The sequence below is a fragment of the Leisingera sp. XS_AS12 genome, from assembly GCF_041224635.1.
Taxonomy (GTDB): Bacteria; Pseudomonadota; Alphaproteobacteria; order Rhodobacterales; family Rhodobacteraceae; genus Leisingera.
Genome location: NZ_JBGFGM010000121.1, coordinates 114,786 through 138,379 on the forward strand (window position 1 = coordinate 114,786; position 23,594 = coordinate 138,379).

Here is a 23,594-nt window from a genome sequence, read left to right on the forward strand (position 1 = left end):
GCTGCCCGGCGAACATGAAAAGGACAGCGCCCGGAAAGGAGCGCTGCCCACGCAGAAACTGCATATCCCGGGACTGTCAGCAACAGCCCCGGACGCGACCTCAGCCGCGCAGGGTGCCGCCGGTGGCCTTGGTCACCTTGGCGATGATCTTCTCGCTCACCGCTTCGATGTCCTTTTCCTTCAGCGTCTTGTCGGTCGGCTGCAGGCGCACGGTCAGGGCCAGGGACTTCTTGCCCTCGCCCAAGGAGCCGCCGATGAATTCGTCAAAGACGCGCACGTCCTCGATCAGCGCCTTGTCGGCACCGGCCGCCGCGTTGACCAGCGTCAGCGCCTCGACATCGGCATCGACGACAAAGGCAAAGTCACGCTCCACCGCCTGCAGGTCGCTGATCGCCAGCGCCGGGCGTGCCGCACCGGATTTGCGCGGCAGCGGCACCTCGTCCGGCCAGATGGTGAAGGCCACCGCGGCGCCCTTGATGCCCATTTCCTTCAGCACCTTGGGGTGCAGCTCGCCAAAGACGCCCAGCACCTTTTTCGGGCCAAGGCAGATCTTGCCGTGGCGGCCCGGGTGCCACCAGCTGTCGGCGCCGCGCAGGATCTGCACCTTGGCGGGCGCTCCGATGGCGGCCAGCACCGCCTCGATGTCGGCCTTGGCGTCATAGACGTCCACCGCGCGCGAGGCGCCGTGCACATCCTTGGGACCGGTGCGACCCACCAGCAGGCCGGAGATCAGGTTGTGCTGCTCGCCCGGCTCTCCGCCGTGGAAGGCAGGACCGGCCTCGAACAGCGCCAGGTCCATGATGCCGCGGGCCTGGTTGCGGGCCGCGGCCTGCAACAGGCCGGGCAGCAGCGCCGGGCGCATGTGCGACATCTCCGACGAGATCGGGTTGGCCAGCATGGTGGCGTCATCACCGCCACCGAACAGCGTCGCCGAGGCCTTGTCGATGAAGGTGTAGCTCACCACCTCGTTATAGCCGAGGCTGGCGCAGGTGCGGCGCGCCATCTGCTGGCGGCGCTGCTGCGGCGTCATCACCGGCTTGGGGATGCCGTCGGTCAGCCGCGGCAGCGGCTTGCCCTTCAGCTTGGTCAGCGAGGCAATGCGCGCGACCTCTTCCACCAGGTCGGCCTCGCCCTGCACGTCGGGACGCCAGCTGGGCACATGCGCCATGTTGCCCTCGAGGCGGAAGCCGAGACGGGTCAGCGTCTGGCGCTGATCGCTTTCGGGAATGTCCATGCCCACCAGCGACTGCACCCGGCCCGCGTCCAGCTTGTAGGCGCGCGAATGGTCCGGCACGTCGCCCGCGATCACCATCTCGGACGGCTCACCACCGCAAAGCTCGAGGATCATCTTGGTGGCGCGGTGCAGGCCCTCGATGGTGTACTCCGGGTCCACGCCGCGCTCGAAGCGGTAGCGGGCATCCGAGTTGATCTTCAGCGCGCGCCCCGTCGTGGCGATCTGCACGTGATCCCAGAAGGCGCTCTCGAGGAAGACGTCCACGGTCTCCTCGGTGCAGCCGGTCGCCTCGCCGCCCATGATGCCGCCGATGCTTTCCGGGCCGTTGGCATCAGAGATCACCATCTGCCCGGCTTCAAAGGTGTATTCCTTCTCGTCCAGCGCCTTCAGCACCTCGCCGCCCTGGGCGCGGTGCACACGCAGGTCGCCCTCGACCTTGGCAGCGTCAAACACGTGCAGCGGCCGGTTCTGGTCGAAGGTGAAGAAGTTGGTGATGTCCACCAGGGCCGAGATCGGGCGCAGGCCAATCGCCTTCAGCCGGTCCTGCAGCCACTGCGGGCTGGGGCCGTTCTTGACGCCGCGGATCACCCGGCCGGTGAACAGCGGGCAGCCGTCGAGCGTGTCCTCGTCGATGGTCACCTTGATCGGGCTGGCGAAATCGCCCTGGATCGATTCATAGCTGGTGGTTTTCAGCGTGCCGAGACCGCGCGCCGCGAGATCGCGGGCGATGCCATGCACGCCCAGCGCATCGGGGCGGTTGGGGGTGATGGCGATCTCGATCACCGGGTCGACCTTGGCCGGATCGTTTTCCGCCAGCCAGTCGACGAAACGGTCGCCGACGTTGCCCGAGGGCAGTTCGATGATGCCGTCGTGCTCCTCCGACAGCTCCAGCTCGCGCTCGGAGGCCATCATGCCGAAGCTCTCGACGCCGCGGATCTTGCCGACACCGATGGTGATGTCGAGACCGGGGACATACATGCCCGGCTTGCAGACCACCACGGTGATGCCCTCGCGGGCGTTGGGGGCGCCGCAGATGATCTGCATCTCGCCCTCGTCGGTGTCCACCTTGCAGACCCGCAGCTTGTCGGCGTCGGGGTGTTTCTCGGCATGTTTCACATAGCCGAGGGTAAAATCCTTCAGCCGCTCGGCCGGGTTCACGACCTCTTCGACCTCAAGGCCCAGATCGGTCAGGGCTTCGGTGATTTCCTCGACGCTGGCGTCGGTGTCGAGGTGGTCTTTCAGCCAGGAAAGCGTGAATTTCATGTGTTTAGTCCTTGAACCTCTGGGCCAGATCCTCGTCGTCCCCCATCGCCGCCAGCCGCAGATCCCGCACCAGGCGGAGCGTGGGCTTGGCGGCAAACAGAATGGAGCCGAACAGGAACAGCCAGGTGCCTGCCGTTTTCAGGCTTTCGTCGAAAAAGAAGACCGACCCCACAACGAAGCACAAGGCGGCAGAAAAATCGATGATCGTGTAGACGATCTCGTAGGCCGCGTACTTGCGCCGTTTCGCGGCAGAGCCGCTTTGATGGTCCCGGTCAAATAGCATCGATCACTCCCGGCGGATCACCTGCTGAGCCCGCCATGCAGCGCCGGCACGTCGAGGCTGCGGAAGCCGTAGTGGCGCAGCCAGCGCAGATCGCTGTCAAAGAAGGCGCGCAGATCCGGGATGCCGTATTTCAGCATCGCCAGACGGTCGATGCCGATACCGAAGGCAAAGCCCTGGTAGACCTCGGGGTCGATGCCGCCGGCCGCGATCACCTTGGGGTGCACCATGCCGGAGCCGAGGATCTCCATCCAGTCGTCGCCCTCGCCGATCTTCAGCGTGCCGTCCTGCCAGGAGCAGCGGATGTCGACCTCGGCGGAGGGTTCGGTGAAGGGGAAATGCGAGGCGCGGAAGCGCAGCTCGACGTCGTCCACCTCGAAGAAGGATTTGACGAATTCCTCCAGCACCCACTTGAGGTTCGCCATCGAGATGTCCTTGTCGAGCGCGAGGCCCTCGACCTGGTGGAACATCGGCGTGTGGGTCTGGTCGTAATCGGCGCGGTAGACGCCGCCCGGGCAGATGATGCGCAGGGGCGCGCCCATTTTCTCCATCGCGCGGATCTGCACCGGCGAGGTATGGGTGCGCAGCACATGCGGCGGGCGGTTGTCGCCCTCGGCGCGGTGCATATAGAAGGTGTCCATCTCGGCCCGCGCGGGGTGGTGGCCGGGGATGTTCAGCGCATCGAAGTTGTACCAGTCGGTGTCGATGCGCGGGCCTTCGGCGACCGAGAAGCCCAGCTCGGCGAAGATCGCGGTGATCTCTTCCTGGACCTGGCTGATCGGGTGCAGGCTGCCCTGGCGCTGCGGGCGGCTGGGCAGGGTCACGTCCAGCCATTCGGTGCGCAGGCGCGCATCCAGCGCCGCATCTTCCAGCGCCGCCTTCTTGGCCGCCAGCGCCGAGTTGATCTCATCCTTCAGCGCGTTCAGCGCCGGGCCTGCGACCTGGCGTTCCTCGGGCGTCATCTTGCCCAGTTCGCGCATCTTCAGCGCCACTTCGCCCTTCTTGCCGACAGCGGCAAGGCGGATCGCCTCCAGCGCCGACTCGTCGGCGGCCTCTGCAATCTGACCCAGATATTTGGCTTTAAGATCGTCCATCACGGCCCCTCGAATTCTGCTTGTGCCCTGCTACCACAAGGGCGGGCGAAAGCAAGGGGCGCGGGGGCAATGGCACCGCATGTGTCACCCCGCTGCGCCGCAGGCGGTGACGGACAGGATCAGGGAGGGGTCAGCCCAGCAGCATCCAGGCGCCCATCGCCGCCATCATCAGGTTCTCGCTGAGCGAGACGAAGCCCAGCGGCACCTCGCTGCTGCCACCCATGCAGGCGCATTTCAGTTCGCGCCGGTCGATGTAGACCGCCTTCAGCACCGACACCGCGCCGATGGAGCCGATCACCAGCGCCAGCGGTGCCGCCAGCCAGGTCATGATCCCCGCCAGCATCAGCAGGCCGGCCAGCCCCTCGGCGAAGGGGTAGAAATAGGCATAGGGCACAAAGCGGCGCGCCAGCAGGTCGTAGTTCAGGAACATCGTGGAGAAGCTCTCCACGTCGCGCAGCTTCTGCAGTGCCAGGAGACACATGGAGATTGCCACGAACCAGATCAGGCTGCGCCCCGCCGCGAGGCTGCCAAAGGCCGCCCATTGCGCCGCCAGCGCGATCCCCAGCGCCATCGCGAACAGCGCGATGACCGGCGTGTAGGTGGTCTCCCCCTCGGCGCGCAACGGCAGGCCGAAATGGCTCCGCAGCGCATCGTAGCCGCCGATCCGGGTCCCGCCGATGTAGGTCTGCGGCGTGGTCTCCACCCCGGCTTCCTGCTTGAAACGGTCGACCTCCTCGCGGGTGGTCAGCAGGTGATCCTCGACCTCATGGCCCTGCCATCGCAGCAGGGCCTTTGATTTCAGCCCGTAGGGACAAAGATGCCCCGGCATGTCCATGCGGTAGAGCTTCGCGGTGGTGGCGGTGGTTTCCGTCCTGGCCTCTGAAGGGGTGGTGGCGGTCACGGCGTCCTCCTGCGTTTGTCCCGGGCTGACCTTGCGGCACGGTCACGGGATCAACGCAGAGGCTGCCGCTCGGGTTCCGCCCGGTGTCCCGTCAGGGTCCACCGAGAGTCCGGGCGGCCTTGACCACCTCAGACCGGGAACAGCAGCGTCGCGGTGACCCCCGGCCCCTCGGTGCCGTAGGACAGCTCGCCCTGCAGTTCCATCTTTACCACCTCGGCGATCTTGATGCCGAGGCCAGTGCCCTCCTGGCCGAAATCGGCCGGCATGCCGACCCCGTCATCGGCGCACAGCAGCCGCACCCGGCCCTCCTTGAGCAGGTCCAGCGCAATGCGCAGCGCACCGGGACGGTTGTCGGGGAAGGCGTGCTTGTAGGAATTGGCAATGAACTCGTTGACGAAGGTGCCCACCGCCACCGCCTGGGGCGCGCTGACCCGCACCGGGCAGGCCTCCACCGTCAGCGCCACCTGTGGCGGCGCCAGTTCGGCGGTATGGGCACAGACCTCTTCGAGGTAGGGCTTGAGGCACAGGCGCCCCTGCTCGGCGTGTTTGTACAGCAGCTCATGCACCCGGCTCATCGCGTCGATGCGCGCGATGACCTTGGCCAGCGCCGATTGCGCCTGCGGCGCGTGATAGCTGCGCTGCTGCAACCGCGCGAAGGCGGACAGCGACATCAGCGAGTTCTTGACCCGGTGGTCGGCCTCCTTGCGCAGGACGGCTTCGGCGCGCAGCGACTTGCGCAGCTCCAGCTGGGCCATCACCTGCCGCGCCAGCACCTTGATCGCGTTGCGCTGGATCTCGCTCAGCTCCCTCGGCTGGTAGTCGAGCACGCAGAGCGTGCCCAGCGGCAGCCCCTCGGCCGTCTTCAGCAGCGCGCCCGCATAGAACCGCAGCCCCGGCTCCGCCAGGCACAGGGGGTTGTCGCACATGCGGGGGTCGGTCAGCGTGTCGTTGATCTCGACGAAATCCTCCTCGAGGATCACATGTGAGCAGATCGATGTCTCCAGCGGCGTCTCGCGCACGCCCAGCCCGGTCTCGGCCTTGAACCACTGCCGTTCGGCATCGATCAGGTTGACCACCGAAATCGCGGTACCGCACAGCGCGGCGGCAAGTTCGACGATTTCATCGAAGTCCCTCTCCCGCTCGGTATCCAGGACGTCATAGGAACGAAGGGCAAGAAGGCGGTCTTCCTGCTGCGGGTGAGGGGTCGCTTTCATCTTCGGCCTCCAGCCAAGTCAGCAATCGCGCGACTATGGGTGGCTTTGCCCGGCTTGGCAACCAAATGGGCCCTCAAAGCGGCCGTTCGGCGCAAAAAGGCCGCTCCGGATGGAGCGGCCTTGAAGATGTTCAGACGTGGCTGGCAGCTCAGGCGGCCAGCGCGTCCTGTGCCTGGCGCACGATCGCACCGAAAGCTTCGGGCTCGTGCACGGCCAGGTCGGCCAGAACCTTGCGGTCCACTTCGATGCCGGCCAGGTTCAGGCCGTTGATGAAGCGGGAGTAGGTCAGTGCCTCGTCGTGCGAACGGACGGCAGCGTTGATCCGCTGGATCCACAGCGCGCGGAAATTGCGCTTGCGGTTCTTGCGGTCGCGGGTTGCGTACTGGTTCGCCTTGTCGACGGCCTGACGGGCAACCTTGAAGGTGTTCTTGCGGCGGCCGTAGTAACCTTTGGCTGCCTTGATGACCTTCTTGTGACGGGCGTGAGTCGTGGTACCACCTTTAACGCGGGACATATCTCAATCTCCTCTTAGCGGTCGTAGGGCATGAAGCCCTTGACGATCTTGGCGTCGGGGGCCGACAGGGTGGTGGTGCCGCGGGCGTCGCGGATGAACTTGGTGGTGCGCTTGATCATGCCGTGGCGTTTGCCGGCCTGACCCGCCTTCACCTTACCGCTGGCGGTAATCTTGAAGCGCTTTTTGGCGCTCGACTTTGTCTTCATCTTGGGCATTTCCGTCTCCTTCAATGCAGGTTCGCTAGGCACGCGACTCGGCATGCCACGATGGCCGGCCGCGCGGAACAGGGGTGCCCAATACGCAAAGCGGCGCGGCGGGGCAAGCGGATTCTCTAGAAAAGCTGCCCCAGCACCCGGAAAAACACCTCCGGCACATCCGCGACACGGTATCCGCCGGGTTTGAACATCACCGCGTAGGTGACCAGCGCGATGGCGACGAGGATCGACAGCAGCGACACGCGCGGCGGGCGGCGTTCGCTGACGGCCGACAGCACAGACGGCACCGACAGTGCCCCGACGACCAGACCCGCGACCAGCGGCAGATCCGTCTCCATCCCCCGGCACCCCTCACGTTCACATTGACGTAAGGGAAATGTTATTCCGGGTCGGTGCTGTAAATCAACCGCTCGTCGCAGGGTGCGATGCGCAGGATGTTGGTGGTGCCGGGCACGTTGAAGGGCACGCCCGCGGTGACCACGATCTGATCCGTTTCACCGGCAAAGCCATTGGCCCGCGCGGCCCGCGCCGCGCTGACCACCGCCCCCTTGAAGCGGTCCAGCTCCGGCGTCATCACGCAGGTGCAGCCCCAGCTGAGGCAAAGCCGCCGCGCGGTGGTGCTGACCGGGGTCATGGCGATGATCGGCACGCCGGGACGCTCGCGCGCGGTCAGCAGCGCGGTGGTGCCCGACTGGGTGAAACAGCAGATCGCCTTGATCTCGGTCTTCTCCGCGATCTCGCGCGCGGCGGCGACGATGCCATCGGCGACGGTGGTGCCCTTGGCGGTGCGCGAGGCGGCGATGATCTGGGCATAGGTCGGGTCGGCCTCGACCTCGATCGCGACCTTGTTCATGGTCTGCACCGCCTCGATCGGATACTGGCCTGCCGCGCTTTCGGCGCTCAGCATCACCGCATCGGCACCCTCGTAAATGGCGGTGGCCACGTCGGAGACCTCGGCGCGGGTGGGCATCGGGCTCTCGATCATGCTTTCCAGCATCTGGGTGGCCACGATCACCGGCTTGGCGGCGGCGCGGCACTTGCGCACCAGGCGCTTCTGGATCGGCGGCACCGCGGCGACCGGCAGTTCGACCCCGAGGTCGCCACGCGCCACCATGATGCCGTCGGAGGCGTCCAGGATCGCATCAAAGTCCTCGACCGCCTGCGGCTTTTCGATCTTCGACAGCACCGCGGCGCGGCCATCGGCCAGCTGGCGGGCCTCGAACACGTCCTTGGCGCGCTGTACGAAGGACAGCGCCAGCCAGTCGACGCCGAGATCACAGACGAACTCCAGATCGGCGCGGTCCTTTTCCGACAGCGCGGCCAGCGGCAGCACCACGTCGGGGACATTCACCCCCTTGCGGTTGGAGATGGTGCCGCCGGTGACAACGGTGCAATCGGCAAAGTCCGGGCCGCAGTCGGCAACCTTGAGCCGGATCTTGCCGTCGTTGACCAGCAGATGCGCACCCGGCTCCAGCGCCTGGAAGATCTCGGGGTGGGGCAGGCAGACGCGGGTTGCATCGCCTGGCGCCTCGTCGAGGTCGAGGCGGAAGGCGGCGCCCTCCTCCAGTTCCTCGGCGCCATTGGCAAAGACGCCGACACGCAGCTTCGGCCCCTGCAGGTCGGCGAGGATGGCGATCGGGCTGTCCAGCTCCTGCTCCACCTGGCGGATGATGCGGTGCTTTTCGGCGATTTCTTCGTGGCTGCCATGCGACATGTTCAGGCGGAACACGTCCGCCCCCGCCTCATGCAGCGCGCGGATGGTGTCATAGGTCTCCGATGCCGGCCCGAGGGTGGCGACAATCTTGACACTGCGCGAACGTTTCATGGGGCGGATCTCCTTCGGGGCTGCATATGTTAACGCAAACAGCGCTGAGGTGCTTATCTCCCAATTCCCCGCGCCGCGCAACTGCTGCGAACAGGTTGCGGCAAAACATATCAGGCGGATGACAGTTTGGCATTTTTCAGTTGCCAGCGGGATTTTCCCCGCCGCGGACCGGCGCAGGTTGCACAGGGAGGCCCGGCACCCAATATCCAAAGAACCGGGCTGCCGCAGAAAGGAGCCGCGATGACCCATGAGACGCTTTCGGCCTTCTTTGGCTGGCTGACCCTGCTGCACCTGGGCCTGTTCACCCTGTCGGCGCTGCTGGTGCTGGCGCTGCGTGACCGGATCTGCGGGCTGCACGGTCGGATGTTCGGCTTGGCGCCGGAGGCTGTGCGACTGGCGATCTACCGCTGGCTGGGCAGCTACAAGATCGTGATCCTGGCGACCGCGCTGGCCCCGTGGCTGGCCCTGCAGCTGATCTGAGCGACCGCCCCGCCCTGCCCTCGCGCCCGGCTCGGCCATTGCCGGCCGCGCCCGCCGCTGCTAGGCCAGCCCAAGACACCCGCAAACCCGGAGAGCCCGCGATGGACAAGCAGACCGAAATCGAACTCCAGGCCGCCGCCTTCCGCCGCCTGCAGCAACACCTGATGCAGGACCGCCCGGATGTGCAGAACATCGACCTGATGAACCTGGCCGGCTTTTGCCGCAACTGCCTGAGCCGCTGGTACCAGGAGGCCGCCAACGCGCGCGGCATCGAAATGGGCAAGGACGAGGCCCGCGAGATCTTCTATGGCATGCCGATGGCCGAGTGGAAGGCCAAGCACCAGACCGAGGCCAGCGCCGAGACGCAGGCAGCCTTCGAGGTGGCCTTCAAGGAAAACGTCGCCGACAAGACGTGAGGCCCGCACGGCCAACCTGACACCAAAAAAGCCGCCCCTCGGGGCGGCTTTTGCGGTTCAACAGCAACCCGCGTCAGATCGCGGTCTTGCGGCTTTCTTCCAGGTAGATCTCGCGCAGGCGCCTGGCCACCGGACCCGGGGTGCCGTCCCCCAGCGCCACACCGTCGATCTCCACCACCGGCATCACAAAGGCCGAGGCCGAAGTGGTGAAGGCCTCATCCGCCGCCTTGGCTTCCTCGATGGTGAACAGCCGCTCCTCGATCTGCATCTGGGCTTCCTCGGCCAGACGCAGGACCGCCTTGCGGGTGATGCCGTGCAGGATGTCGTTGGACAGCGGCCGGGTCACGATCACACCGTCCTTGACGAAATAGGCGTTGTTCGAGGTGCCTTCGGTCACATAGCCATCCTCGACCAGCCAGGCATCGTCGCAACCCGCCTTCTTGGCCATCATCTTGCCCATCGACGGATACAGCAGCTGCACCGTCTTGATGTCACGGCGGCCCCAGCGGATGTCCTCGATCGAGATCACCTTGGCGCCTTTTTTCGCCGCCGGGCTGTCGGCCAGGCCGGGCTTGTTCTGGGTGAACAGCACCAGGCTGGGCGGGGTGTCCTCGGAGGGGAACACGAAATCGCGGTCACCGTCAGAGCCGCGGCTGACCTGCAGGTAGACCAGCCCTTCCTCGATGCCGTTCAGCTCCACCAACTTGCGGTGGATCTCCAACAGCTCGTCCTTGCTGCAGGGGCTGGCCATCTCCAGCTCATCCAGCGAGCGCTGCAGCCGCACCGCGTGGCCCTCGAAGTCGATCAGCTTGCCGTCCAGCACCGAGGTCACCTCGTAAACGGCATCGGCAAACAGGAAGCCGCGGTCGAAGACAGAGATCTTGGCTTCGTCTTCCGGCAGGTATTCGCCATTCACATAAACGGTACGGGTCATCTTTTTCTCCTCACCCCCACAGGGCAGCTTTCGGGGGGTGGACCCCGTCGGCGTCAAACTTCAATGGTTCCTCGCGGTCTTCGGCCAGAAGCAGCGGCCCGTCAAGATCCGTTACCGCCGCACCCTGTGCCACCAGCGTCGCGGGCGCCATCGCCAGGGACGAGCCGACCATGCAGCCAACCATCACCTGGTAGCCCTCGGCCAGCGCCTGATCGCGCAATTTCAGCGCCTCGGTCAGGCCGCCGGTCTTGTCCAGCTTGATGTTGACGACATCGTATTTGCCCTTGAGCTTCGCCAAGCTCTCGCGGTCATGGCAGCTCTCGTCGGCGCAGACCGGCACCGGGCGCTCCATGCCGATCAAGGCCTCATCCTCGCCCGCGGGCAGCGGCTGCTCGACCAGTTCGACACCAAGGCGCACCAGATGCGGCGCAAGGTCCGCATAGACCGCGGCCGACCAGCCCTCGTTGGCGTCGATGATGATCTTGGCGTCCGGCGCGCCTGCGCGCACCGCCTCCAGCCGCGGCATGTCATCGGGGGTGCCGAGCTTGATCTTCAACAAGGGCCGATGCGCGTTCTCCGCCGCCTGCTGCTGCATCTTCTCCGGCGTGTCGAGCGACAGCGTATAGGCGGTGATCTCCGGCTTCGGCTCCGGCAGGCCCGCCAGCTCCCAGACGCGCTTTCCGGCCTGTTTCGCCTCGAGGTCCCACAGCGCGCAGTCGACCGCGTTGCGGGCGGCACCGGCAGGCAGCAGCGACTGCAGCTCCTGCCGGGTGAACTCGGCGGGCAGGCCTTCGATCTCGGCGGTGACGCTCTCCAGCGTCTCGTTGTAGCGGGCATAGGGCACACATTCGCCCCAGCCGGTGACACCGTCCTTTTCGATCCGCACGGTCAGCACCTTGGCCTCGGTGCGCGAGCCGCGCGAGATGGTGAACACCTGCGCCAGTTTGAATATATCGCGGGTGACGGAAACCTGCATGGCCTGTCCCTTTCCCTGTGGCAGGCCGCTGCCGCACCAGACCGGCACACCGCCGGCCCGGACAGGCATCCCGCCTTTTCATCTTTCAAAAAATACTCCCGCCGGAGGCTCCCCAGGGCGCGCCTGAAAGCCTCCGGCGGGGTGGTTAGATCAGATCGCGTCCAGCGCGTCCACCAGGCGGCCAGCGCCGTGGCGATAGGGATCCACCGCCGGCAGCCCCATTCTCTTTTCGGTCTCGGCCAGATATTTGCTGGCCTCTTCCTCGGACAGATGCTGGGTGTTGACGGAAATACCGACCACCTTGCAGGCGGGGTTGGCACGCTGCGCCAGCGGCAGCGCGAGGTCGCGCAGCTCTTCCAGCGAGGGCACGTCATACTCCGGCAGGCCGCGCATATGGGTGCGGGTCGGCTCATGGCACAGGATCAGCGCATCCGGCTGGCCGCCGTGGATCAGCGCCATGGTCACACCCGAGTAGGAAACGTGGAACAGGGAGCCCTGTCCCTCGATCAGGTCCCAGTGGTCGTCATCGTTGTCCGGGGTCAGATACTCGATCGAGCCCGCCATGAAGTCCGCCACGACCGCGTCCAGCGGCACGCCGTGGCCGGTGATCAGGATGCCAGTCTGGCCGGTGGCGCGGAAGGTCGACTTCATGCCACGCTTCTGCATCTCGGCGTCCATCGCCATCGCGGTGTACATCTTGCCCGCCGAGCAATCGGTGCCCACGGCGAGGCAGCGCTTGCCGCGCCGCTTCTTGCCGTTGGCGATCGGGTAGCCGACAGTGGGCACGCGCACGTCATGCAGGGTGCCACCATAGGTCTGCGCCGCGGCGACCAGGTCGCCCTCGTCGCGCAGCAGATTGTGCAGGCCGGAGGCGATGTCAAAGCCCATTTCCAGCGCCGCGATCAGCACTTCCTTCCAGGCGGGAGAGATCACGCCGCCGCGGTTGGCCACGCCGATCACCAGCGTCTTGGCACCGGCTTCCTTGGCCTCGGCCAGGGTCATCTCGGTCAGGCCCAGATCGGCGCCGCAGCCGGGCAGGGAAATCTGGCCGACCGCATGCTCGGGGCGCCAGTCGCGGATGCCGATGGCAACCTTGGCGGCCAGCATGTCAGGCGCGTCGCCCAGGAACAGCAGATAGGGGGTCTCGATCATCGCGCGCTTCCTTCTTGGTATTTGATCTCGTTCTTCCGCGCCAGTCTGTCCGGTTTGCCATGCAAATTCCTCTCATAATCGCGAAAGATTATTCCGATACGGTGATTTCCTCCTTCATTTAGCGCAATCATTCGAAGATCCTCCCGCATCCGGACGGCAAAGCCGCCTTCCGCTTGCCCGATCCTCGGGATCGCGCAATCATCCGCCAGGCCGCCGCGCCCGCCGGAATGCCGCAACGCGGCGTTTCTTGCCGCAGGTGCAAAATTTCCTTGCGTGACGATGCGCAATTTAATAACCCAAGCACTGAGCAACAAGCAATTTCATTACCCGGAGACATGCCGCCATGAGCTTTCGCATCCAGCCTGCCGCCCCGGCCCGCACCAACCGCTGCCAGCTGTTCGGCCCCGGCTCCAAGTCCCTGCTGTTTCCGAAAATGGCGGCCTCGGACGCGGATGTGATCAACCTCGACCTCGAGGATTCGGTGGCGCCTTCGGACAAGGAACAGGCCCGCGCCAACGTGATCGAAGCGATCAACACCGTGGACTGGGGCAAGAAATACCTGTCGGTGCGGATCAACGGGCTGGACACCCCCTATTGGTACCGCGACGTGGTGGACATCCTGGAGCAGGCGGGCGACCGGCTCGACCAGATCATGATCCCCAAGGTGGGCTACGCCGAGGACGTCTATGCGGTGGACGCGCTGGTCACCGCGATCGAGCGCGCCAAGGGCCGGACCAAGCCGGTGAGCTTCGAGGTGATCATCGAATCGGCAGCCGGCATCGCCCATGTCGAGGAAATCGCCGCCGCCTCGCCCCGCCTGCAGGCGATGAGCCTGGGGGCGGCGGATTTTGCCGCCTCGATGGGGATGCAGACCACCGGCATCGGCGGCACCCAGGAGAACTACTACATGCTGCGCGGCGGCGAGAAGCACTGGTCCGACCCCTGGCACTGGGCGCAGGCCGCAATCGTCGCCGCCTGCCGCACCCATGGGATCCTGCCGGTCGACGGGCCGTTCGGCGACTTCTCGGATGCCGAGGGCTATATCGCGCAGGCCAAACGCTCGGCGACGCTGGGCATGGTCGGCAAATGGGCGATCCACCCCAGCCAGATCAGCCTCGCCAACGAGGTGTTCACGCCTTCCGCCGCCGCGGTGGCCGAGGCGCGCGAGATCCTCGCGGCGATGGAGGCGGCCAAGGCCAGCGGCGCGGGTGCCACCGTCTACAAGGGGCGGCTGGTCGACATCGCCTCGATCAAGCAGGCCGAGGTGATCGTGGCGCAGGCGGAGTTGATCGCCGAGAGCTGACAGACGGCCTTGCCACGCCAACAGGGGCGTCCCGCAGCGGCGGGCGCCCTTCTTTCCTGGCTGGCTGCCGGGCGGCGGCGGGACCGCCCTGCCCTGATCTGTGTTTCTGTGCTGAACGCCGAAACGCTCATGGCCAGAGAACATTAAAGTTGGCGGCGCCGCCAAACAGGCGGAGGTGGACGGGCGTATCCGCCCGCGTGCTAAACGTTGTCTCTGCACGGCCCGCAAATGCGGATCCGGTTCCAGGAAGTGCCGGGGGTGTCAGGCCCGACGGGCAATCGCGATCAGGCAGCAGAGTGCCTGATGCGCCTTAGGATATGGTGACAGCGGCGTACGCAAGACGCGCAACACCGGCGCCGCGCAATGAGTATTTGGGGAAAGATGAAACGCGCCGCTCGGCTCTTCATCTTTCCCTTAAATACTCAAAATCCCGCCCTCGCCGCCGGGTTACGCGCGCAAATCCTTGGGCGAGCCCATCACAACATAGGTGGTGATCGCGGTGACATAGGGCGAGGTGCCGAGGATATCGGTGTGGAACCGCTTGTAGCTGGGCAGGTCAGCGCATTCGACGCGCAACAGGTATTCGATGGTGCCGGTGATGTTGTGACATTCCACCACCTCGGGCGCGGCCTGCATGGCGCGCTCGAAAGCCTCCTGCGCCTCCTTGGTGTGCTCGCCCAGCCCGACGCCGATATAGGTGACAAAGCCCAGCCCCATCTGCTGGCGGTCCAGCACCGCGCGGTAGCCGGTGATGATGCCGCTGCGCTCCAGCTCCTGCACCCGGCGCAGGCAGGCCGACGGCGACAGGCCCACGCGCTCGGCCAGGTCGAGGTTGCTGATGCGGCCATCACGGGTCAGTTCCTGCAATATCCGCTGGTTTATTTGGTCATTTTTCGCCATTGATTGCAAAACTATCGTCAAGGCGACGAAAAACGCAATTTCATTTGGCATATTTCGCGCAATCTTGCGCGCTTGACTTACGAACTCTTCCTGGCCCTGGCCGCCTTTGCCTTTGGCACCGTCTTCACCCCCGGCCCCAACAACCTGATGCTGATGGCCTCGGGTGCGAACTTCGGTTTTCAGCGCTCGATCCCGCATCTGCTGGGGGTGGCCATCGGCTTTCCGCTGATGATCGTGCCCGTCGGGCTCGGCGTGATGCAGCTGTTCGAGGCCTTCCCGCCGCTGACCACGATCATGACGGCGCTGTCGGTGGTCTACATGCTGTGGCTGGCCTGGAAGATCGCCAATGCCGCCCCGCCCGAGGACAGCGCGGCGCAGGGCCGCCCGCTGAGCTTCGTGCAGGCCTGCGCCTTCCAGTGGGTGAACCCCAAGGCCTGGGCGATGGCGCTGGGGGCGATCACGCTCTATGCCGCCAGCCGCGACCTGAGCGCGATCCTGTGGGTGGCCGGAACCTACCTGCTGATCGGCTGCTTTTCGGCTTCGACCTGGACCATGCTGGGCCAGCAGCTGCGGCGGCTGCTGCGCCGACCGGCGCAACTGCGGGCATTCAACTGGACGATGGCCGCGGTGCTGGTTGCCTCGCTGGTGTGGATCCTGCTGCAGCAGGCGTGACGGCGGCCGTGGCACACGCCGCCGCTTGCCGAGTTGCATCTTGCCGCCGCTAAGGCCATATAGCTGCAAACCGTCAGAGCAGAGGCACCATGACCCAGTATCTGGAATTCGAAAAACCGCTGGCCGAAATCGAAGGCAAGGCGGAGGAGCTGCGGGCGCTGGCGCGCGCGAATGAAGAAATGGATGTGGCCGACGAGGCCGCGGCGCTGGATGCCAAGGCAGCCCAGCTGCTGAAGGACCTGTACAAGGACCTGACCCCCTGGCGCAAATGCCAGGTGGCGCGGCATCCCGAACGCCCCCATTGCAAGGATTACATCGAGGCGCTGTTCACCGAGTTCACGCCGCTGGCCGGTGACCGCAACTTTGCCGACGACCTGGCGGTGATGGGCGGGCTGGCCCGGTTCAACGACCAGCCGGTGATGGTGATCGGCCACGAGAAGGGCAGCGACACCAAGTCCCGGATCGAGCGCAACTTTGGCATGGCGCGCCCCGAGGGCTATCGCAAGGCGGTGCGGCTGATGGAGATGGCCGGGCGCTTTGGCCTGCCGGTGATCACCCTGGTGGACACCGCCGGCGCCTACCCCGGCAAGGGCGCCGAAGAGCGTGGCCAGTCCGAGGCGATCGCGCGCTCGACCGAGATGTGCCTGAAGATCGGCGTGCCGCTGATCTCGGTGATCATCGGCGAGGGCGGCTCCGGCGGCGCGGTGGCCTTTGCCACGGCGAACCGCGTGGCGATGCTGGAGCATTCGATCTATTCGGTGATCAGCCCCGAAGGCTGCGCCTCGATCCTGTGGAAGGATGCCGAGAAGATGCGCGAAGCCGCCGAGGCGCTGCGTCTGACGGCGCAGGATCTGAACAAGCTGGGCGTCAACGACCGCATCATCCCCGAGCCGCTGGGCGGCGCGCACCGCGACCCCAAGGCCGCGATGAACGCGGTTGCCAAGGCAATCTCCGAGATGCTGGAAGAGCTGGACGGAAAGAGCGCCGAGGAGCTGATCCGCGACCGTCGCAAGAAGTTCCTCGACATCGGCTCGAAAGGGCTGGCGGCCTGAGCCACCTGCCCCGCAGACAACAGGAAAACCCGGCGCTGGCGCCGGGTTTTTTGTTGCCGTGATGAGCGGCGCGATCAGCCCGCGCTGCGCCCCTTGGCCATCAGGTGGTAGACCACCCCACCGAGAACCGCACCGATCACCCAGTTGTAGCCGGACAGGAAGGCGAACCACGGCACCCAGACGGTGGCCACCGAGAAGATCGCCGCCAGCCCGAAGGCCTTAACCGCGGCGCTGTTCCAGCCGTTGTCATAATGGTAGGCACCGCCTTTCATGTCGTAGAGGTCGGCCAGCTCGAGCTGCTGATTGCGGTGCAGGTAGTAGTCGACGATCATGATGCCGAAGATCGGTGCCAGCGTTGCGCCCAATGTGTTGACGAAACCGCTGATGCCGAACTGGCTGATGAAGCTGTTCCAGAAACCGCCGATCACCAGGGCGAACAGCGAGGTGATGAGACCCGCCTTGCGGAAGCTGATCTTCTCAGGCGACAGGTTGGCGATGCCGTTCACCGCGGGGATGAAGTTGGCCACCAGGTTGATGCCGACGGTGGCGGCAAAGAAGGTGATCGCGGCAATCACGCCCAACAGCACGCTGTCGGTGCGCTCGACGATCTCGGTCGGGTTGATGATCTCCTCGCCAAAGACCACGGCCGCACCGCCGGTGGTCAACAGCGCCAGCGCCGAGAACAGGATCATGTTGAACGGCAGCCCGGCGAGATTGCCCATCACCATCGACTCGCGGCTGCGGGAATAGCGCGAGAAGTCGCTGAAGTTGATCATCACCGCCGCGAAATAGGCAACCATGGTGCCGACGATGGCGATGAAACCGCGGAACTCGCTCCAGAAGGTACCCTCGGGGTTGGCAAAGATGGTGGCGGTGGCGGTCAGAAGCTGCCCGTCGGAGCGCTGCCACAGCACGATCACCAGGCCGATCATCACCACGTAGACGAAGGGACCGGCGATGTTGAGGAAGGTTTCAACCCAGGCCATGCCGCGCCAGAAGATGACGATGTGGAAACCCCAGACGATCACGAAGGACAGCCAGTCGATGCCGGTCAGGCCAAGGATCTCGGCACCGCCCGAGATGCCGGTGAGCGAGCGGATCAGCAGCGCCAGCGCGGTGGAGGCGAAATAGACCTGCACCCCGTACCAGAACACCGCCACGGTGGCCCGCAGCACCGCGGGCAGCTTGGCCCCCTGGGTGCCGAGGCTGGCGCGGGCGAGCACCGGATAGGGGATGCCGTATTTCTCGCCCGGCGCGCCGGAGAGGTTGACCATCCACATTACGAAGAGGCCGGAGAAGATCAGCGCCGCAAAGGCTGTCCAGCCGCCCACCCCGTAGGAGATGAACAGCGAGGCCACCAGCGAATAGCCGAACAGCGACTGCACGTCGTTGGCCCAGATGTTGAAGATGGCGAACCAGCCCCAGGTCTTTTCCTGTGGTTCAACGGGGTTGAGCGCGTTGCCCTCGGGATCGAGAGTCCCGCCGTGCGCCAGTGGCATATTGTCTGTTGTCGTCATTTCAGTCTCCCTGCTGCAGTTCTGCGGCTGGCGGTTCTGCCTGCTGCCAGCGTCCCTGAAACTGCTCTTGCAACTAACATGTTAGACTGTATTCTAGGTAGAAGTCCGTAAGGAATTCCAGAAAGCACCTTATTGAATCCGCAGGCAATGCGGCCTAGGGACCACCGATGACCCAAACCAAAGATGTTCAGCTATTGGCCGCCAAGGCGCAGGAAGCCCTGTGGCAGGCACTGCGAAACGGCACCCTGCGCGACGGCCAGTTTCTGTCGATGTCCCAACTGGTTACCATGTTGGATCTGCCACTTTCGGCGGTGCGCGAGGCGGTCAAGCACGCCAGCTCCCTGGGGCTGGTGACCACCCTGCCCAAGCGCGGCATCCAGGTGATGGAAGCGCGCCCCGAAACCATTCGAGAATGCCTCGATTTTCGCATGGTCCTGGACCAGGAGGGCGCACGCCGACGCATTTCCAGCGTGTCTCTGGACGGTCTGGCCGCCCTGCGCGAGCGCCATCAAAGCTTCCTCGACAGTGCTGCGCAAGCGCCGGGCGCGCATCCCGGCGGCGATGCCATCGCGGTGGACCTGTCGCTGCACGACTACCTGGCCGCCGGGCTGGACAACGCGCAGCTGACCGCCGCCTACGCAGCCAACCGGATGCGGATCGCCATCATCCAGAACGCACGCCCGTTTCTGCAGGACCGGATCGCCTCTGCAATGACCGAGCACCTGGCCATCATCGATGCGCTGGAGGCCCGCGACGGCGAGGCCGCGACGGCCGCCATCCAGCACCATTTCAGGCAGACGCTGCGCTGGTGGGGCGTGGGCTGAAGGCACCCGGCCGAGCGGGCCTGCACGGCTGTGGCGGAACCATCCCGCGTCTCGCGCATTGATATTATGAGCGCCGCTCAGCCCGCGTGCCCCGGAGACCCCGCCATGTTACCCGACACCTCGCAAAGCCATGCCCGCCGCCAACGCCTTGAGGCCGTGAACGCGGAGGATTTCGCCTGGGCGGTGCCGGTCATGCGCGCGGGCTATGCCGGGCGGGCGCTGGTCTATCTCGCGGTCGCCGGGGTCTCGCTCTACTCGATCTGGCAGGGCGGCGAGGCCAAGGGCACGGCCGAAGCCCTGGAGTGGCTGCAGGGCGGCTGGGGCACCGCGATCGTCGTCCTGATTGCGCTTGGGCTGTTTGCCTATGCGCTGTGGCGGGCGGTCGACAGCATCTGGGATCTGGAGGCCTATGGCAACGGCGCCAAGGGACTGGTCGCGCGCGTCAGCATGTTCACCACCGGGCTGGTGCATCTTGGTCTTGGCGGTCTGGCGGTTGCCGTCCTGCTTGGCTTCGGCGATGGCAGTGGCGGTCAGGGCGGCGGCCTAGCCACGCTGCTGGCGCAGCCGGGCGGTCGCATCGCCGTCTTCGTGGCAGGGCTGCTGACGCTCGGCGCCGCGGGCTACTATCTGCAGAAGGCCTGGCGCGAGACCTATCGCGCCCACCTGCGCGCCGTTCCCACGACGGTGCATATGAACACGCTGCTGAAAGCGGGGATCGCCGCCCATGGCGTGGTCATCGCGATCATCGGCGTGCTGATCCTGCAGGCGGCGCTGTCATCCTCCGGCGCACCGGCCGGGGGCATGGGCAGCGCCTTCGACTGGCTCAGCACCAAGGCCTATGGCCGGGTTCTGGTCACACTGCTGTGCCTCGGACTGTTGGGGTTTGCGCTGTTCTGCCTCGTCAACGCCTGCTACCGCATCGTGCCCAAGGCGACAGATCCGACCACCGAGACCCTGCAGGGCGCGCTGGACCGGGTCATCTGACCAGCACCCGGTCAGCCGGCCAGAAGGCGCAACCCCTGGGTCACGTCCGAGCGCACCGCCAACCGCAGGCCCGGCTCATCCCCCGCTTTGAGTGCCGCGATGATATGGCGGTGGTGCGGCGGCGGATCGGTGCGCCGCAACCGGCCGTACAGCGCCCGCATGGTCGGCCCGAGCTGCAGCCAGACGGTCTCCGCCATCGCCAGCATGGCCGGCGCCTGCGCCCGCAGGTAAAGGGTGCGGTGAAATTCGAGGTTGGTGCGGATATAGCCGACCGCGTCCCGCTTGCTGACCATTTCGGCGACATTGCTGTTGATGTGCTGCAAGCGGTCGATCAGCGCCATATGCGCACGCGGCAGCGCCCGGCTGGCCAGCTCGACCTCGATCAGGGCGCGCAGGGCGGCCAGCTCCTCGATCCGCTCGTTGGTCAGCTCCGGCGTCGACACCCGGCCCGAAGAGGACAGGAACAGGGCACCTTCGGCCGCCAGCCTGCGCACGGCCTCGCGCGCGGGCGTCATCGAGACCTCGTAGTCGCGCCCGATGCCGCGCAGGGTCAGTGCCGCGCCGGGCGCGATTTCGCCGTGCATGATACGGGTGCGCAGCGCGCGGTAGACCCGGTCATGGGCGGGGGCCGCAGCGGCAACGGGGGCGGTGGTGGCAACCGTCGCGACGGCCGCGACATCCGGAGACGGGCGATTGGACAAGGTCATGCGCCCATGTGATCACAAAATCGCGCCACGTCAAGCGGGCGGCGCGGCCTCGGCCGTGGCGTCGAAGCGATAGCGGTGCAGGCTGGCGCCGTTTTCGCGCAGCCAGGCGCGGGGCTCGTGGTAGCGGCCATAGAGCCGTTCGACCACCGCCCAGAAGTCCTGCGAGTGGTTCATCTCCTGCAGATGCGCCACCTCATGGGCGGCGACATAGCGCAGCACCGCCGGTGGCGCCAGGATCAGCCGCCAGGAATACATCAGCGCGCCATCCGCGGTGCAGGACCCCCAGCGGGAGCGGGTGTCGCGCAGGGTCAGGCGGCTGTAGCCACGCCCCAGCCGGGCGGCGTAAAAATCGGATGCTTCCGCCAGGCGGTTGCGGGCGAGCTCCTTGAGGTAGCGTTGCAGCGGTGGTCCCGGGTTGGTGCCCGGCACCGCCACCCGGCCCGCGTCCAGCACGATGCGGCGGCCCTCGGCCCGCTCGACCACCCTGTCCTGCCCGTCGATTGGCAGCACCGCGCCAAGACCCACCAGCACCGCGGCCGGGTGCCGGGCGAGATGGCTGCGGATCCAGTCGGCCTTTTCCTCAGCGAAGGCGAGACCGGCGTGGTCCGGCAGATGCGCAGGCAGGGTCAGCGTCACCCGCCCGTCCAAAGAGGAGATCCGCAGGCTGATCCGCCTTGCCCGCCCGGAGCGGCGCAGGGTCAGCGGCACCGGCGGTGTCCCGGACAGGTGATATTCGGCCATGCAGATGCCCCTTTCCGGCAAAGGCTTTGACAGTGCCACCCTCATATGGCAAGGCACCGGAATCGTCGATACGACTCACCAGTAAATCAAGGGGATCCACATGCCCAAGGAAGAATGGGGTGTAAAGCGCGTCTGCCCCACCACTGGCAAACGCTTTTATGACCTGAACAAGGACCCGATCATCAGCCCCTACACGGGCGAGGTCGTCGAGGTGGACACCGGCAAGACCCGGATGATCGAAGCGGATGCCGAGGACGCGGCAACCCTGAAGGCCAAGGAATCGGCGGATGCCGATGACGTCGTTCTGGATGATGACGACGCGGTCGACGTGGACCTGGGCGATGATGTCCTGGATGACGACGATGACGAGGACAACGTCTCTCTGGACGAGATCGCAGACGTGTCGACACCCGAGGATGACTCCTGAAAACGCTCGCCGTTCGGGGGAGTTACCGCTCTCCCGGACAGCTTTCAGCGGAAGCTGAAAAAAATTGGACCCCGGCGCATTTTTTCTCTTGCAGCCCGCGCCGCTGTCCCGTAAACGACGCTCACACCGCAAGACGGACCACACCGGAAACGGAACGGACACGGAAGCGGACAGGTTTGGGGCCTTAGCTCAGCTGGGAGAGCGCCTGCATGGCATGCAGGAGGTCAGCGGTTCGATCCCGCTAGGCTCCACCAAACACCCCTCATTCTCAAGACGATAGACACCGGCGCATCCGCCCAGGGAACAGCTGCGCCAGCCGTTTGTGCACCGCTTGTGCATCCTCGCCGCGGCCGCGCCGCAGCCTGTTGCGATCCTGCTATTGCGGCGCCTGAAACAGCGCGCGGCCCAGCTGCTGCGCCGCCGCTACCGCCTGCGCGCCATGCAGCGGCCAGGACTGGGTGAGCCCCTCGATCAGCAGCAAAAGCTCCGCCTCGCGCCCCGGCAGCCCGCAGGCGCTGGCCGCACGCTCCGCGACCTCGGCCTTGTGGCGCTGGAGCAGCGCGCGCAGCCGGGCGCTGTCGGGATCGGCGGCCACCGCGGCGTGGAACAGGCAGCCGTGGGTGGCCTCCTCGGCCATCCAGCCACCAACCCGGGCCAACAGGGTATCCAGCGCCCCGCCCTGCGCCTCCGGCAACTCGGTAAAGATCCGCCCCATGTAGCGCCGGTGCCGATGCTCCAGCGCGGCCAGCACCATGTCGGCGCGCGAGGGCGTGTATTTGTACAGCGTGCGCAGGCTGACGCCCGCCGCATCGCGCAGCTCCTCGACGCTGGGCGACGCAAACCCGCGGGCGGCAAATGCGCGCTCAAGCCCTGCGGATATTCTCTCGATCATCTCTGCCATGGTTGACAGATGTAGAATGATCCCTCTACCCATGCAAGTAGAGCAACCATTCTACACTGGAGAACGATGCGATGACCCTGCCCGAAACGATGAGCGCCATGGTGCTGACCGGCCATGGCGGACTGGACAAGCTGCAGTGGCGCGAGGATGTGCCGGTGCCGCGCCCCGGCCCGGGCGAGGTGCTGATCCGGGTTGGCGCCTCGGCGGTGAACAACACGGACGTGAACACCCGCACGGGCTGGTATTCCAAGGCGGTGCGCGGCGACACCGGCTCTGCCGCGGCGGAAGGCTATGGCGGCGCCTCCGATGCCGATGGCGGCTGGTCCGGGGCGCTCAGCTTTCCGCGCATCCAGGGGGCGGACTGCTGCGGCGAGATCGTCGCCCTGGGCGCGGATGTGCCCGCGTCCCGGCTGGGCGAGCGGGTGCTGGTGCGGCCGATGTTCCACCCTGCCGGGGCGGAGGCGAATGCGCTGGCAACCTTTGGCTCGGAATGCGACGGCGCTTTTGCAGCCTACGCCGTGGCGGCCTCGGACCAAGCGCTGCGCATCGACAGCGCGCTGTCGGATGTCGAGCTGGCCTCGTTTCCCTGCGCTTTCTCCACCGCCGAAGGCATGATCCAGCGTGCCGCACTGGGCGCGGAGCGGGTGCTGATCACCGGCGCCTCCGGCGGGGTCGGCTCGGCCGCGGTGCAGCTGGCCAAGCGCCGTGGCGCGCATGTCACCGCCGTGACCAGCCCGGCCAAGGCCGAAGCCCTGGCCGCATTGGGGGCCGACGCGGTGCTGGCGCGCGGCGCGGCGCTGCCGCAGGACGGTTTCGATGTCGTGCTGGATCTTGTCGGCGGACCGCGCTGGCCGGAGCTGCTGGAGGCGCTGGCGCCACGGGGCCGCTATGTCACCTCGGGTGCGATTGCCGGGCCAATCGTCGAGCTGGACCTGCGCACGCTGTACCTGAAGGATCTGACCCTGATCGGCAGCACCCGGCAGGCACCGGAGGTGTTCACCGACCTGATCCGCTATATCGAGGCAGGCGAGATCCGCCCGCTGGTGGCGGAGGTCTTTGCCCTGCGCG

The 23,594-nt window shown here is 66.1% G+C and carries 27 protein-coding genes, 1 tRNA gene and 2 pseudogenes; 11 read left to right on the top strand and 19 right to left on the bottom strand.

Features of this window, described 5'->3' with window-relative positions; genetic code table 11:
• Window positions 1–100: 100 nt before the first annotated feature.
• From pheT to pyk, 9 genes are all read right to left on the bottom strand, one after another.
• Entirely contained in the window at window positions 101–2,497 is a 2,397-nt protein-coding gene (gene pheT, locus AB9K35_RS19900; RefSeq protein ID WP_369928819.1) for a phenylalanine--tRNA ligase subunit beta, read from the bottom strand.
• Window positions 2,498–2,501: 4 nt separating this feature from the next.
• Window positions 2,502–2,780 carry a YrhK family protein gene (locus AB9K35_RS19905; RefSeq protein ID WP_222454725.1) on the bottom strand — a complete coding sequence of 93 codons (279 nt, stop codon included), beginning with the start codon at window positions 2,778–2,780 and terminating at the stop codon, window positions 2,502–2,504.
• Between the two features lie 17 nt (window positions 2,781–2,797).
• Window positions 2,798–3,871, bottom strand: a complete 1,074-nt coding sequence (pheS, locus tag AB9K35_RS19910; protein ID WP_369928821.1) for a phenylalanine--tRNA ligase subunit alpha — start codon at window positions 3,869–3,871, stop codon at window positions 2,798–2,800.
• A gap of 130 nt (window positions 3,872–4,001) precedes the next feature.
• The gene (locus AB9K35_RS19915; protein ID WP_369928871.1) at window positions 4,002–4,706 is read right to left on the bottom strand and encodes a glutaredoxin family protein; all 705 of its coding nucleotides are present in this window, start codon (window positions 4,704–4,706) and stop codon (window positions 4,002–4,004) included.
• A gap of 194 nt (window positions 4,707–4,900) precedes the next feature.
• Entirely contained in the window at window positions 4,901–5,986 is a 1,086-nt protein-coding gene (locus AB9K35_RS19920) for a sensor histidine kinase (RefSeq protein WP_369928824.1), read from the bottom strand.
• 148 nt (window positions 5,987–6,134) lie between these two features.
• Entirely contained in the window at window positions 6,135–6,500 is a 366-nt protein-coding gene (gene rplT / locus AB9K35_RS19925) for a 50S ribosomal protein L20 (protein ID WP_008206278.1), read from the bottom strand.
• A 14-nt stretch (window positions 6,501–6,514) separates the two neighbouring features.
• Window positions 6,515–6,715 carry a 50S ribosomal protein L35 gene (rpmI, locus tag AB9K35_RS19930; protein ID WP_222454721.1) on the bottom strand — a complete coding sequence of 67 codons (201 nt, stop codon included), beginning with the start codon at window positions 6,713–6,715 and terminating at the stop codon, window positions 6,515–6,517.
• Window positions 6,716–6,831: 116 nt separating this feature from the next.
• Window positions 6,832–7,053 (bottom strand): hypothetical protein, encoded by a 222-nt coding sequence (locus tag AB9K35_RS19935; RefSeq protein ID WP_369928826.1) that lies wholly within the window; start codon window positions 7,051–7,053, stop codon window positions 6,832–6,834.
• Window positions 7,054–7,094: 41 nt separating this feature from the next.
• Window positions 7,095–8,540, bottom strand: coding sequence for a pyruvate kinase (gene pyk, locus AB9K35_RS19940; RefSeq protein ID WP_369928828.1), 1,446 nt, complete (start codon window positions 8,538–8,540; stop codon window positions 7,095–7,097).
• 240 nt (window positions 8,541–8,780) lie between these two features.
• On the opposite strand from pyk, the gene AB9K35_RS19945 reads away from it, so the two are divergent.
• Entirely contained in the window at window positions 8,781–9,020 is a 240-nt protein-coding gene (locus AB9K35_RS19945) for a DUF6868 family protein (RefSeq protein WP_222454718.1), read from the top strand.
• A 101-nt stretch (window positions 9,021–9,121) separates the two neighbouring features.
• On the top strand, window positions 9,122–9,436 hold the full coding sequence (locus AB9K35_RS19950; protein WP_222454717.1) for a DUF1244 domain-containing protein: 315 nt from the start codon (window positions 9,122–9,124) through the stop codon (window positions 9,434–9,436).
• 73 nt (window positions 9,437–9,509) lie between these two features.
• Here AB9K35_RS19950 and AB9K35_RS19955 read toward each other — a convergent pair whose 3' ends face one another.
• From AB9K35_RS19955 to AB9K35_RS19970, 4 genes are all read right to left on the bottom strand, one after another.
• Window positions 9,510–10,370, bottom strand: a complete 861-nt coding sequence (locus AB9K35_RS19955) for a D-amino-acid transaminase (protein ID WP_222454716.1) — start codon at window positions 10,368–10,370, stop codon at window positions 9,510–9,512.
• A gap of 10 nt (window positions 10,371–10,380) precedes the next feature.
• The gene (dgcA, locus tag AB9K35_RS19960; protein WP_369928831.1) at window positions 10,381–11,346 is read right to left on the bottom strand and encodes an N-acetyl-D-Glu racemase DgcA; all 966 of its coding nucleotides are present in this window, start codon (window positions 11,344–11,346) and stop codon (window positions 10,381–10,383) included.
• Window positions 11,347–11,496: 150 nt separating this feature from the next.
• The gene (gene dgcN, locus AB9K35_RS19965; protein ID WP_369928833.1) at window positions 11,497–12,498 is read right to left on the bottom strand and encodes an N-acetyltransferase DgcN; all 1,002 of its coding nucleotides are present in this window, start codon (window positions 12,496–12,498) and stop codon (window positions 11,497–11,499) included.
• Window positions 12,495–12,812: a hypothetical protein gene (locus AB9K35_RS19970; RefSeq protein ID WP_369928835.1), complete on the bottom strand. Its 318-nt coding sequence runs from the start codon at window positions 12,810–12,812 to the stop codon at window positions 12,495–12,497. Before AB9K35_RS19970 ends, dgcN begins: the two co-directional genes overlap by 4 nt.
• 29 nt (window positions 12,813–12,841) lie before the next feature.
• Here AB9K35_RS19970 and AB9K35_RS19975 point away from each other — a divergent pair, with 29 nt between their 5' ends.
• The gene (locus tag AB9K35_RS19975) at window positions 12,842–13,801 is read left to right on the top strand and encodes an L-malyl-CoA/beta-methylmalyl-CoA lyase (RefSeq protein ID WP_369928837.1); all 960 of its coding nucleotides are present in this window, start codon (window positions 12,842–12,844) and stop codon (window positions 13,799–13,801) included.
• Window positions 13,802–14,248: 447 nt separating this feature from the next.
• On the opposite strand, the gene AB9K35_RS19980 is transcribed toward AB9K35_RS19975, so the two are convergent.
• On the bottom strand, window positions 14,249–14,701 hold the full coding sequence (locus tag AB9K35_RS19980) for an Lrp/AsnC family transcriptional regulator (RefSeq protein WP_369928839.1): 453 nt from the start codon (window positions 14,699–14,701) through the stop codon (window positions 14,249–14,251).
• 72 nt (window positions 14,702–14,773) lie between these two features.
• Here AB9K35_RS19980 and AB9K35_RS19985 point away from each other — a divergent pair, with 72 nt between their 5' ends.
• Complete coding sequence (locus AB9K35_RS19985; protein ID WP_369928841.1) at window positions 14,774–15,373, top strand: LysE family translocator; 600 nt, start codon at window positions 14,774–14,776, stop codon at window positions 15,371–15,373.
• An 89-nt stretch (window positions 15,374–15,462) separates the two neighbouring features.
• The gene (locus AB9K35_RS19990; RefSeq protein WP_222454709.1) at window positions 15,463–16,425 is read left to right on the top strand and encodes an acetyl-CoA carboxylase carboxyltransferase subunit alpha; all 963 of its coding nucleotides are present in this window, start codon (window positions 15,463–15,465) and stop codon (window positions 16,423–16,425) included.
• 74 nt (window positions 16,426–16,499) lie between these two features.
• Here AB9K35_RS19990 and AB9K35_RS19995 read toward each other — a convergent pair whose 3' ends face one another.
• Entirely contained in the window at window positions 16,500–17,942 is a 1,443-nt protein-coding gene (locus AB9K35_RS19995) for an NCS1 family nucleobase:cation symporter-1 (RefSeq protein WP_369928843.1), read from the bottom strand.
• Between the two features lie 167 nt (window positions 17,943–18,109).
• On the opposite strand from AB9K35_RS19995, the gene AB9K35_RS20000 reads away from it, so the two are divergent.
• Window positions 18,110–18,766, top strand: coding sequence for a GntR family transcriptional regulator (locus AB9K35_RS20000; RefSeq protein WP_369928845.1), 657 nt, complete (start codon window positions 18,110–18,112; stop codon window positions 18,764–18,766).
• A 105-nt stretch (window positions 18,767–18,871) separates the two neighbouring features.
• Window positions 18,872–19,750: a DUF1206 domain-containing protein gene (locus tag AB9K35_RS20005; protein WP_369928847.1), complete on the top strand. Its 879-nt coding sequence runs from the start codon at window positions 18,872–18,874 to the stop codon at window positions 19,748–19,750.
• Window positions 19,751–19,761: 11 nt separating this feature from the next.
• Here the strand turns inward: AB9K35_RS20005 and AB9K35_RS20010 are convergent, their stop codons facing one another.
• Together AB9K35_RS20010 and AB9K35_RS20015 are read right to left on the bottom strand one after the other, a co-directional pair.
• On the bottom strand, window positions 19,762–20,457 hold the full coding sequence (locus tag AB9K35_RS20010; RefSeq protein ID WP_222454705.1) for a GntR family transcriptional regulator: 696 nt from the start codon (window positions 20,455–20,457) through the stop codon (window positions 19,762–19,764).
• A gap of 30 nt (window positions 20,458–20,487) precedes the next feature.
• On the bottom strand, window positions 20,488–21,198 hold the full coding sequence (locus AB9K35_RS20015) for a M48 family metallopeptidase (RefSeq protein WP_369928849.1): 711 nt from the start codon (window positions 21,196–21,198) through the stop codon (window positions 20,488–20,490).
• Window positions 21,199–21,298: 100 nt separating this feature from the next.
• Here AB9K35_RS20015 and AB9K35_RS20020 point away from each other — a divergent pair, with 100 nt between their 5' ends.
• Entirely contained in the window at window positions 21,299–21,625 is a 327-nt protein-coding gene (locus AB9K35_RS20020; RefSeq protein WP_222454703.1) for a TIGR02300 family protein, read from the top strand.
• A 178-nt stretch (window positions 21,626–21,803) separates the two neighbouring features.
• Window positions 21,804–21,879: transfer RNA gene (locus tag AB9K35_RS20025), tRNA-Ala, on the top strand.
• 122 nt (window positions 21,880–22,001) lie between these two features.
• Here the strand turns inward: AB9K35_RS20025 and AB9K35_RS20030 are convergent.
• Window positions 22,002–22,526 (bottom strand): TetR/AcrR family transcriptional regulator, encoded by a 525-nt coding sequence (locus tag AB9K35_RS20030; protein WP_369928851.1) that lies wholly within the window; start codon window positions 22,524–22,526, stop codon window positions 22,002–22,004.
• Window positions 22,527–22,624: 98 nt separating this feature from the next.
• On the opposite strand from AB9K35_RS20030, the pseudogene AB9K35_RS20035 reads away from it, so the two are divergent.
• Window positions 22,625–22,987: pseudogene (locus tag AB9K35_RS20035) on the top strand (alcohol dehydrogenase catalytic domain-containing protein); the annotation flags it as partial.
• Between the two features lie 50 nt (window positions 22,988–23,037).
• Here AB9K35_RS20035 and AB9K35_RS20040 read toward each other — a convergent pair.
• Entirely contained in the window at window positions 23,038–23,181 is a 144-nt protein-coding gene (locus tag AB9K35_RS20040) for a hypothetical protein (RefSeq protein WP_369928853.1), read from the bottom strand.
• Between AB9K35_RS20040 and AB9K35_RS20045 the strand changes: the two are divergent.
• Window positions 23,138–23,551: pseudogene (locus tag AB9K35_RS20045) on the top strand (zinc-binding dehydrogenase); the annotation flags it as partial. The gene AB9K35_RS20040 and the pseudogene AB9K35_RS20045 sit on opposite strands and share 44 nt — an antisense overlap.
• Window positions 23,552–23,594 lie beyond the last annotated feature (43 nt).

Bases quoted from the DNA above. Each gene is read 5' to 3' on its own strand.
- pheT (WP_369928819.1), bottom strand. From the start codon at position 2,497: ATGAAATTCACGCTTTCCTGGCTGAAAGACCACCTCGACACCGACGCC.
- AB9K35_RS19905 (WP_222454725.1), bottom strand. From the start codon at position 2,780: ATGCTATTTGACCGGGACCATCAAAGCGGCTCTGCCGCGAAACGGCGC.
- pheS (WP_369928821.1), bottom strand. From the start codon at position 3,871: ATGGACGATCTTAAAGCCAAATATCTGGGTCAGATTGCAGAGGCCGCC.
- AB9K35_RS19915 (WP_369928871.1), bottom strand. From the start codon at position 4,706: ATGGACATGCCGGGGCATCTTTGTCCCTACGGGCTGAAATCAAAGGCC.
- AB9K35_RS19920 (WP_369928824.1), bottom strand. From the start codon at position 5,986: ATGAAAGCGACCCCTCACCCGCAGCAGGAAGACCGCCTTCTTGCCCTT.
- rplT (WP_008206278.1), bottom strand. From the start codon at position 6,500: ATGTCCCGCGTTAAAGGTGGTACCACGACTCACGCCCGTCACAAGAAG.
- rpmI (WP_222454721.1), bottom strand. From the start codon at position 6,715: ATGCCCAAGATGAAGACAAAGTCGAGCGCCAAAAAGCGCTTCAAGATT.
- AB9K35_RS19935 (WP_369928826.1), bottom strand. From the start codon at position 7,053: ATGGAGACGGATCTGCCGCTGGTCGCGGGTCTGGTCGTCGGGGCACTG.
- pyk (WP_369928828.1), bottom strand. From the start codon at position 8,540: ATGAAACGTTCGCGCAGTGTCAAGATTGTCGCCACCCTCGGGCCGGCA.
- AB9K35_RS19945 (WP_222454718.1), top strand. From the start codon at position 8,781: ATGACCCATGAGACGCTTTCGGCCTTCTTTGGCTGGCTGACCCTGCTG.
- AB9K35_RS19950 (WP_222454717.1), top strand. From the start codon at position 9,122: ATGGACAAGCAGACCGAAATCGAACTCCAGGCCGCCGCCTTCCGCCGC.
- AB9K35_RS19955 (WP_222454716.1), bottom strand. From the start codon at position 10,370: ATGACCCGTACCGTTTATGTGAATGGCGAATACCTGCCGGAAGACGAA.
- dgcA (WP_369928831.1), bottom strand. From the start codon at position 11,346: ATGCAGGTTTCCGTCACCCGCGATATATTCAAACTGGCGCAGGTGTTC.
- dgcN (WP_369928833.1), bottom strand. From the start codon at position 12,498: ATGATCGAGACCCCCTATCTGCTGTTCCTGGGCGACGCGCCTGACATG.
- AB9K35_RS19975 (WP_369928837.1), top strand. From the start codon at position 12,842: ATGAGCTTTCGCATCCAGCCTGCCGCCCCGGCCCGCACCAACCGCTGC.
- AB9K35_RS19980 (WP_369928839.1), bottom strand. From the start codon at position 14,701: ATGGCGAAAAATGACCAAATAAACCAGCGGATATTGCAGGAACTGACC.
- AB9K35_RS19990 (WP_222454709.1), top strand. From the start codon at position 15,463: ATGACCCAGTATCTGGAATTCGAAAAACCGCTGGCCGAAATCGAAGGC.
- AB9K35_RS19995 (WP_369928843.1), bottom strand. From the start codon at position 17,942: ATGACGACAACAGACAATATGCCACTGGCGCACGGCGGGACTCTCGAT.
- AB9K35_RS20000 (WP_369928845.1), top strand. From the start codon at position 18,110: ATGACCCAAACCAAAGATGTTCAGCTATTGGCCGCCAAGGCGCAGGAA.
- AB9K35_RS20005 (WP_369928847.1), top strand. From the start codon at position 18,872: ATGTTACCCGACACCTCGCAAAGCCATGCCCGCCGCCAACGCCTTGAG.
- AB9K35_RS20010 (WP_222454705.1), bottom strand. From the start codon at position 20,457: ATGACCTTGTCCAATCGCCCGTCTCCGGATGTCGCGGCCGTCGCGACG.
- AB9K35_RS20015 (WP_369928849.1), bottom strand. From the start codon at position 21,198: ATGGCCGAATATCACCTGTCCGGGACACCGCCGGTGCCGCTGACCCTG.
- AB9K35_RS20020 (WP_222454703.1), top strand. From the start codon at position 21,299: ATGCCCAAGGAAGAATGGGGTGTAAAGCGCGTCTGCCCCACCACTGGC.
- AB9K35_RS20030 (WP_369928851.1), bottom strand. From the start codon at position 22,526: ATGGCAGAGATGATCGAGAGAATATCCGCAGGGCTTGAGCGCGCATTT.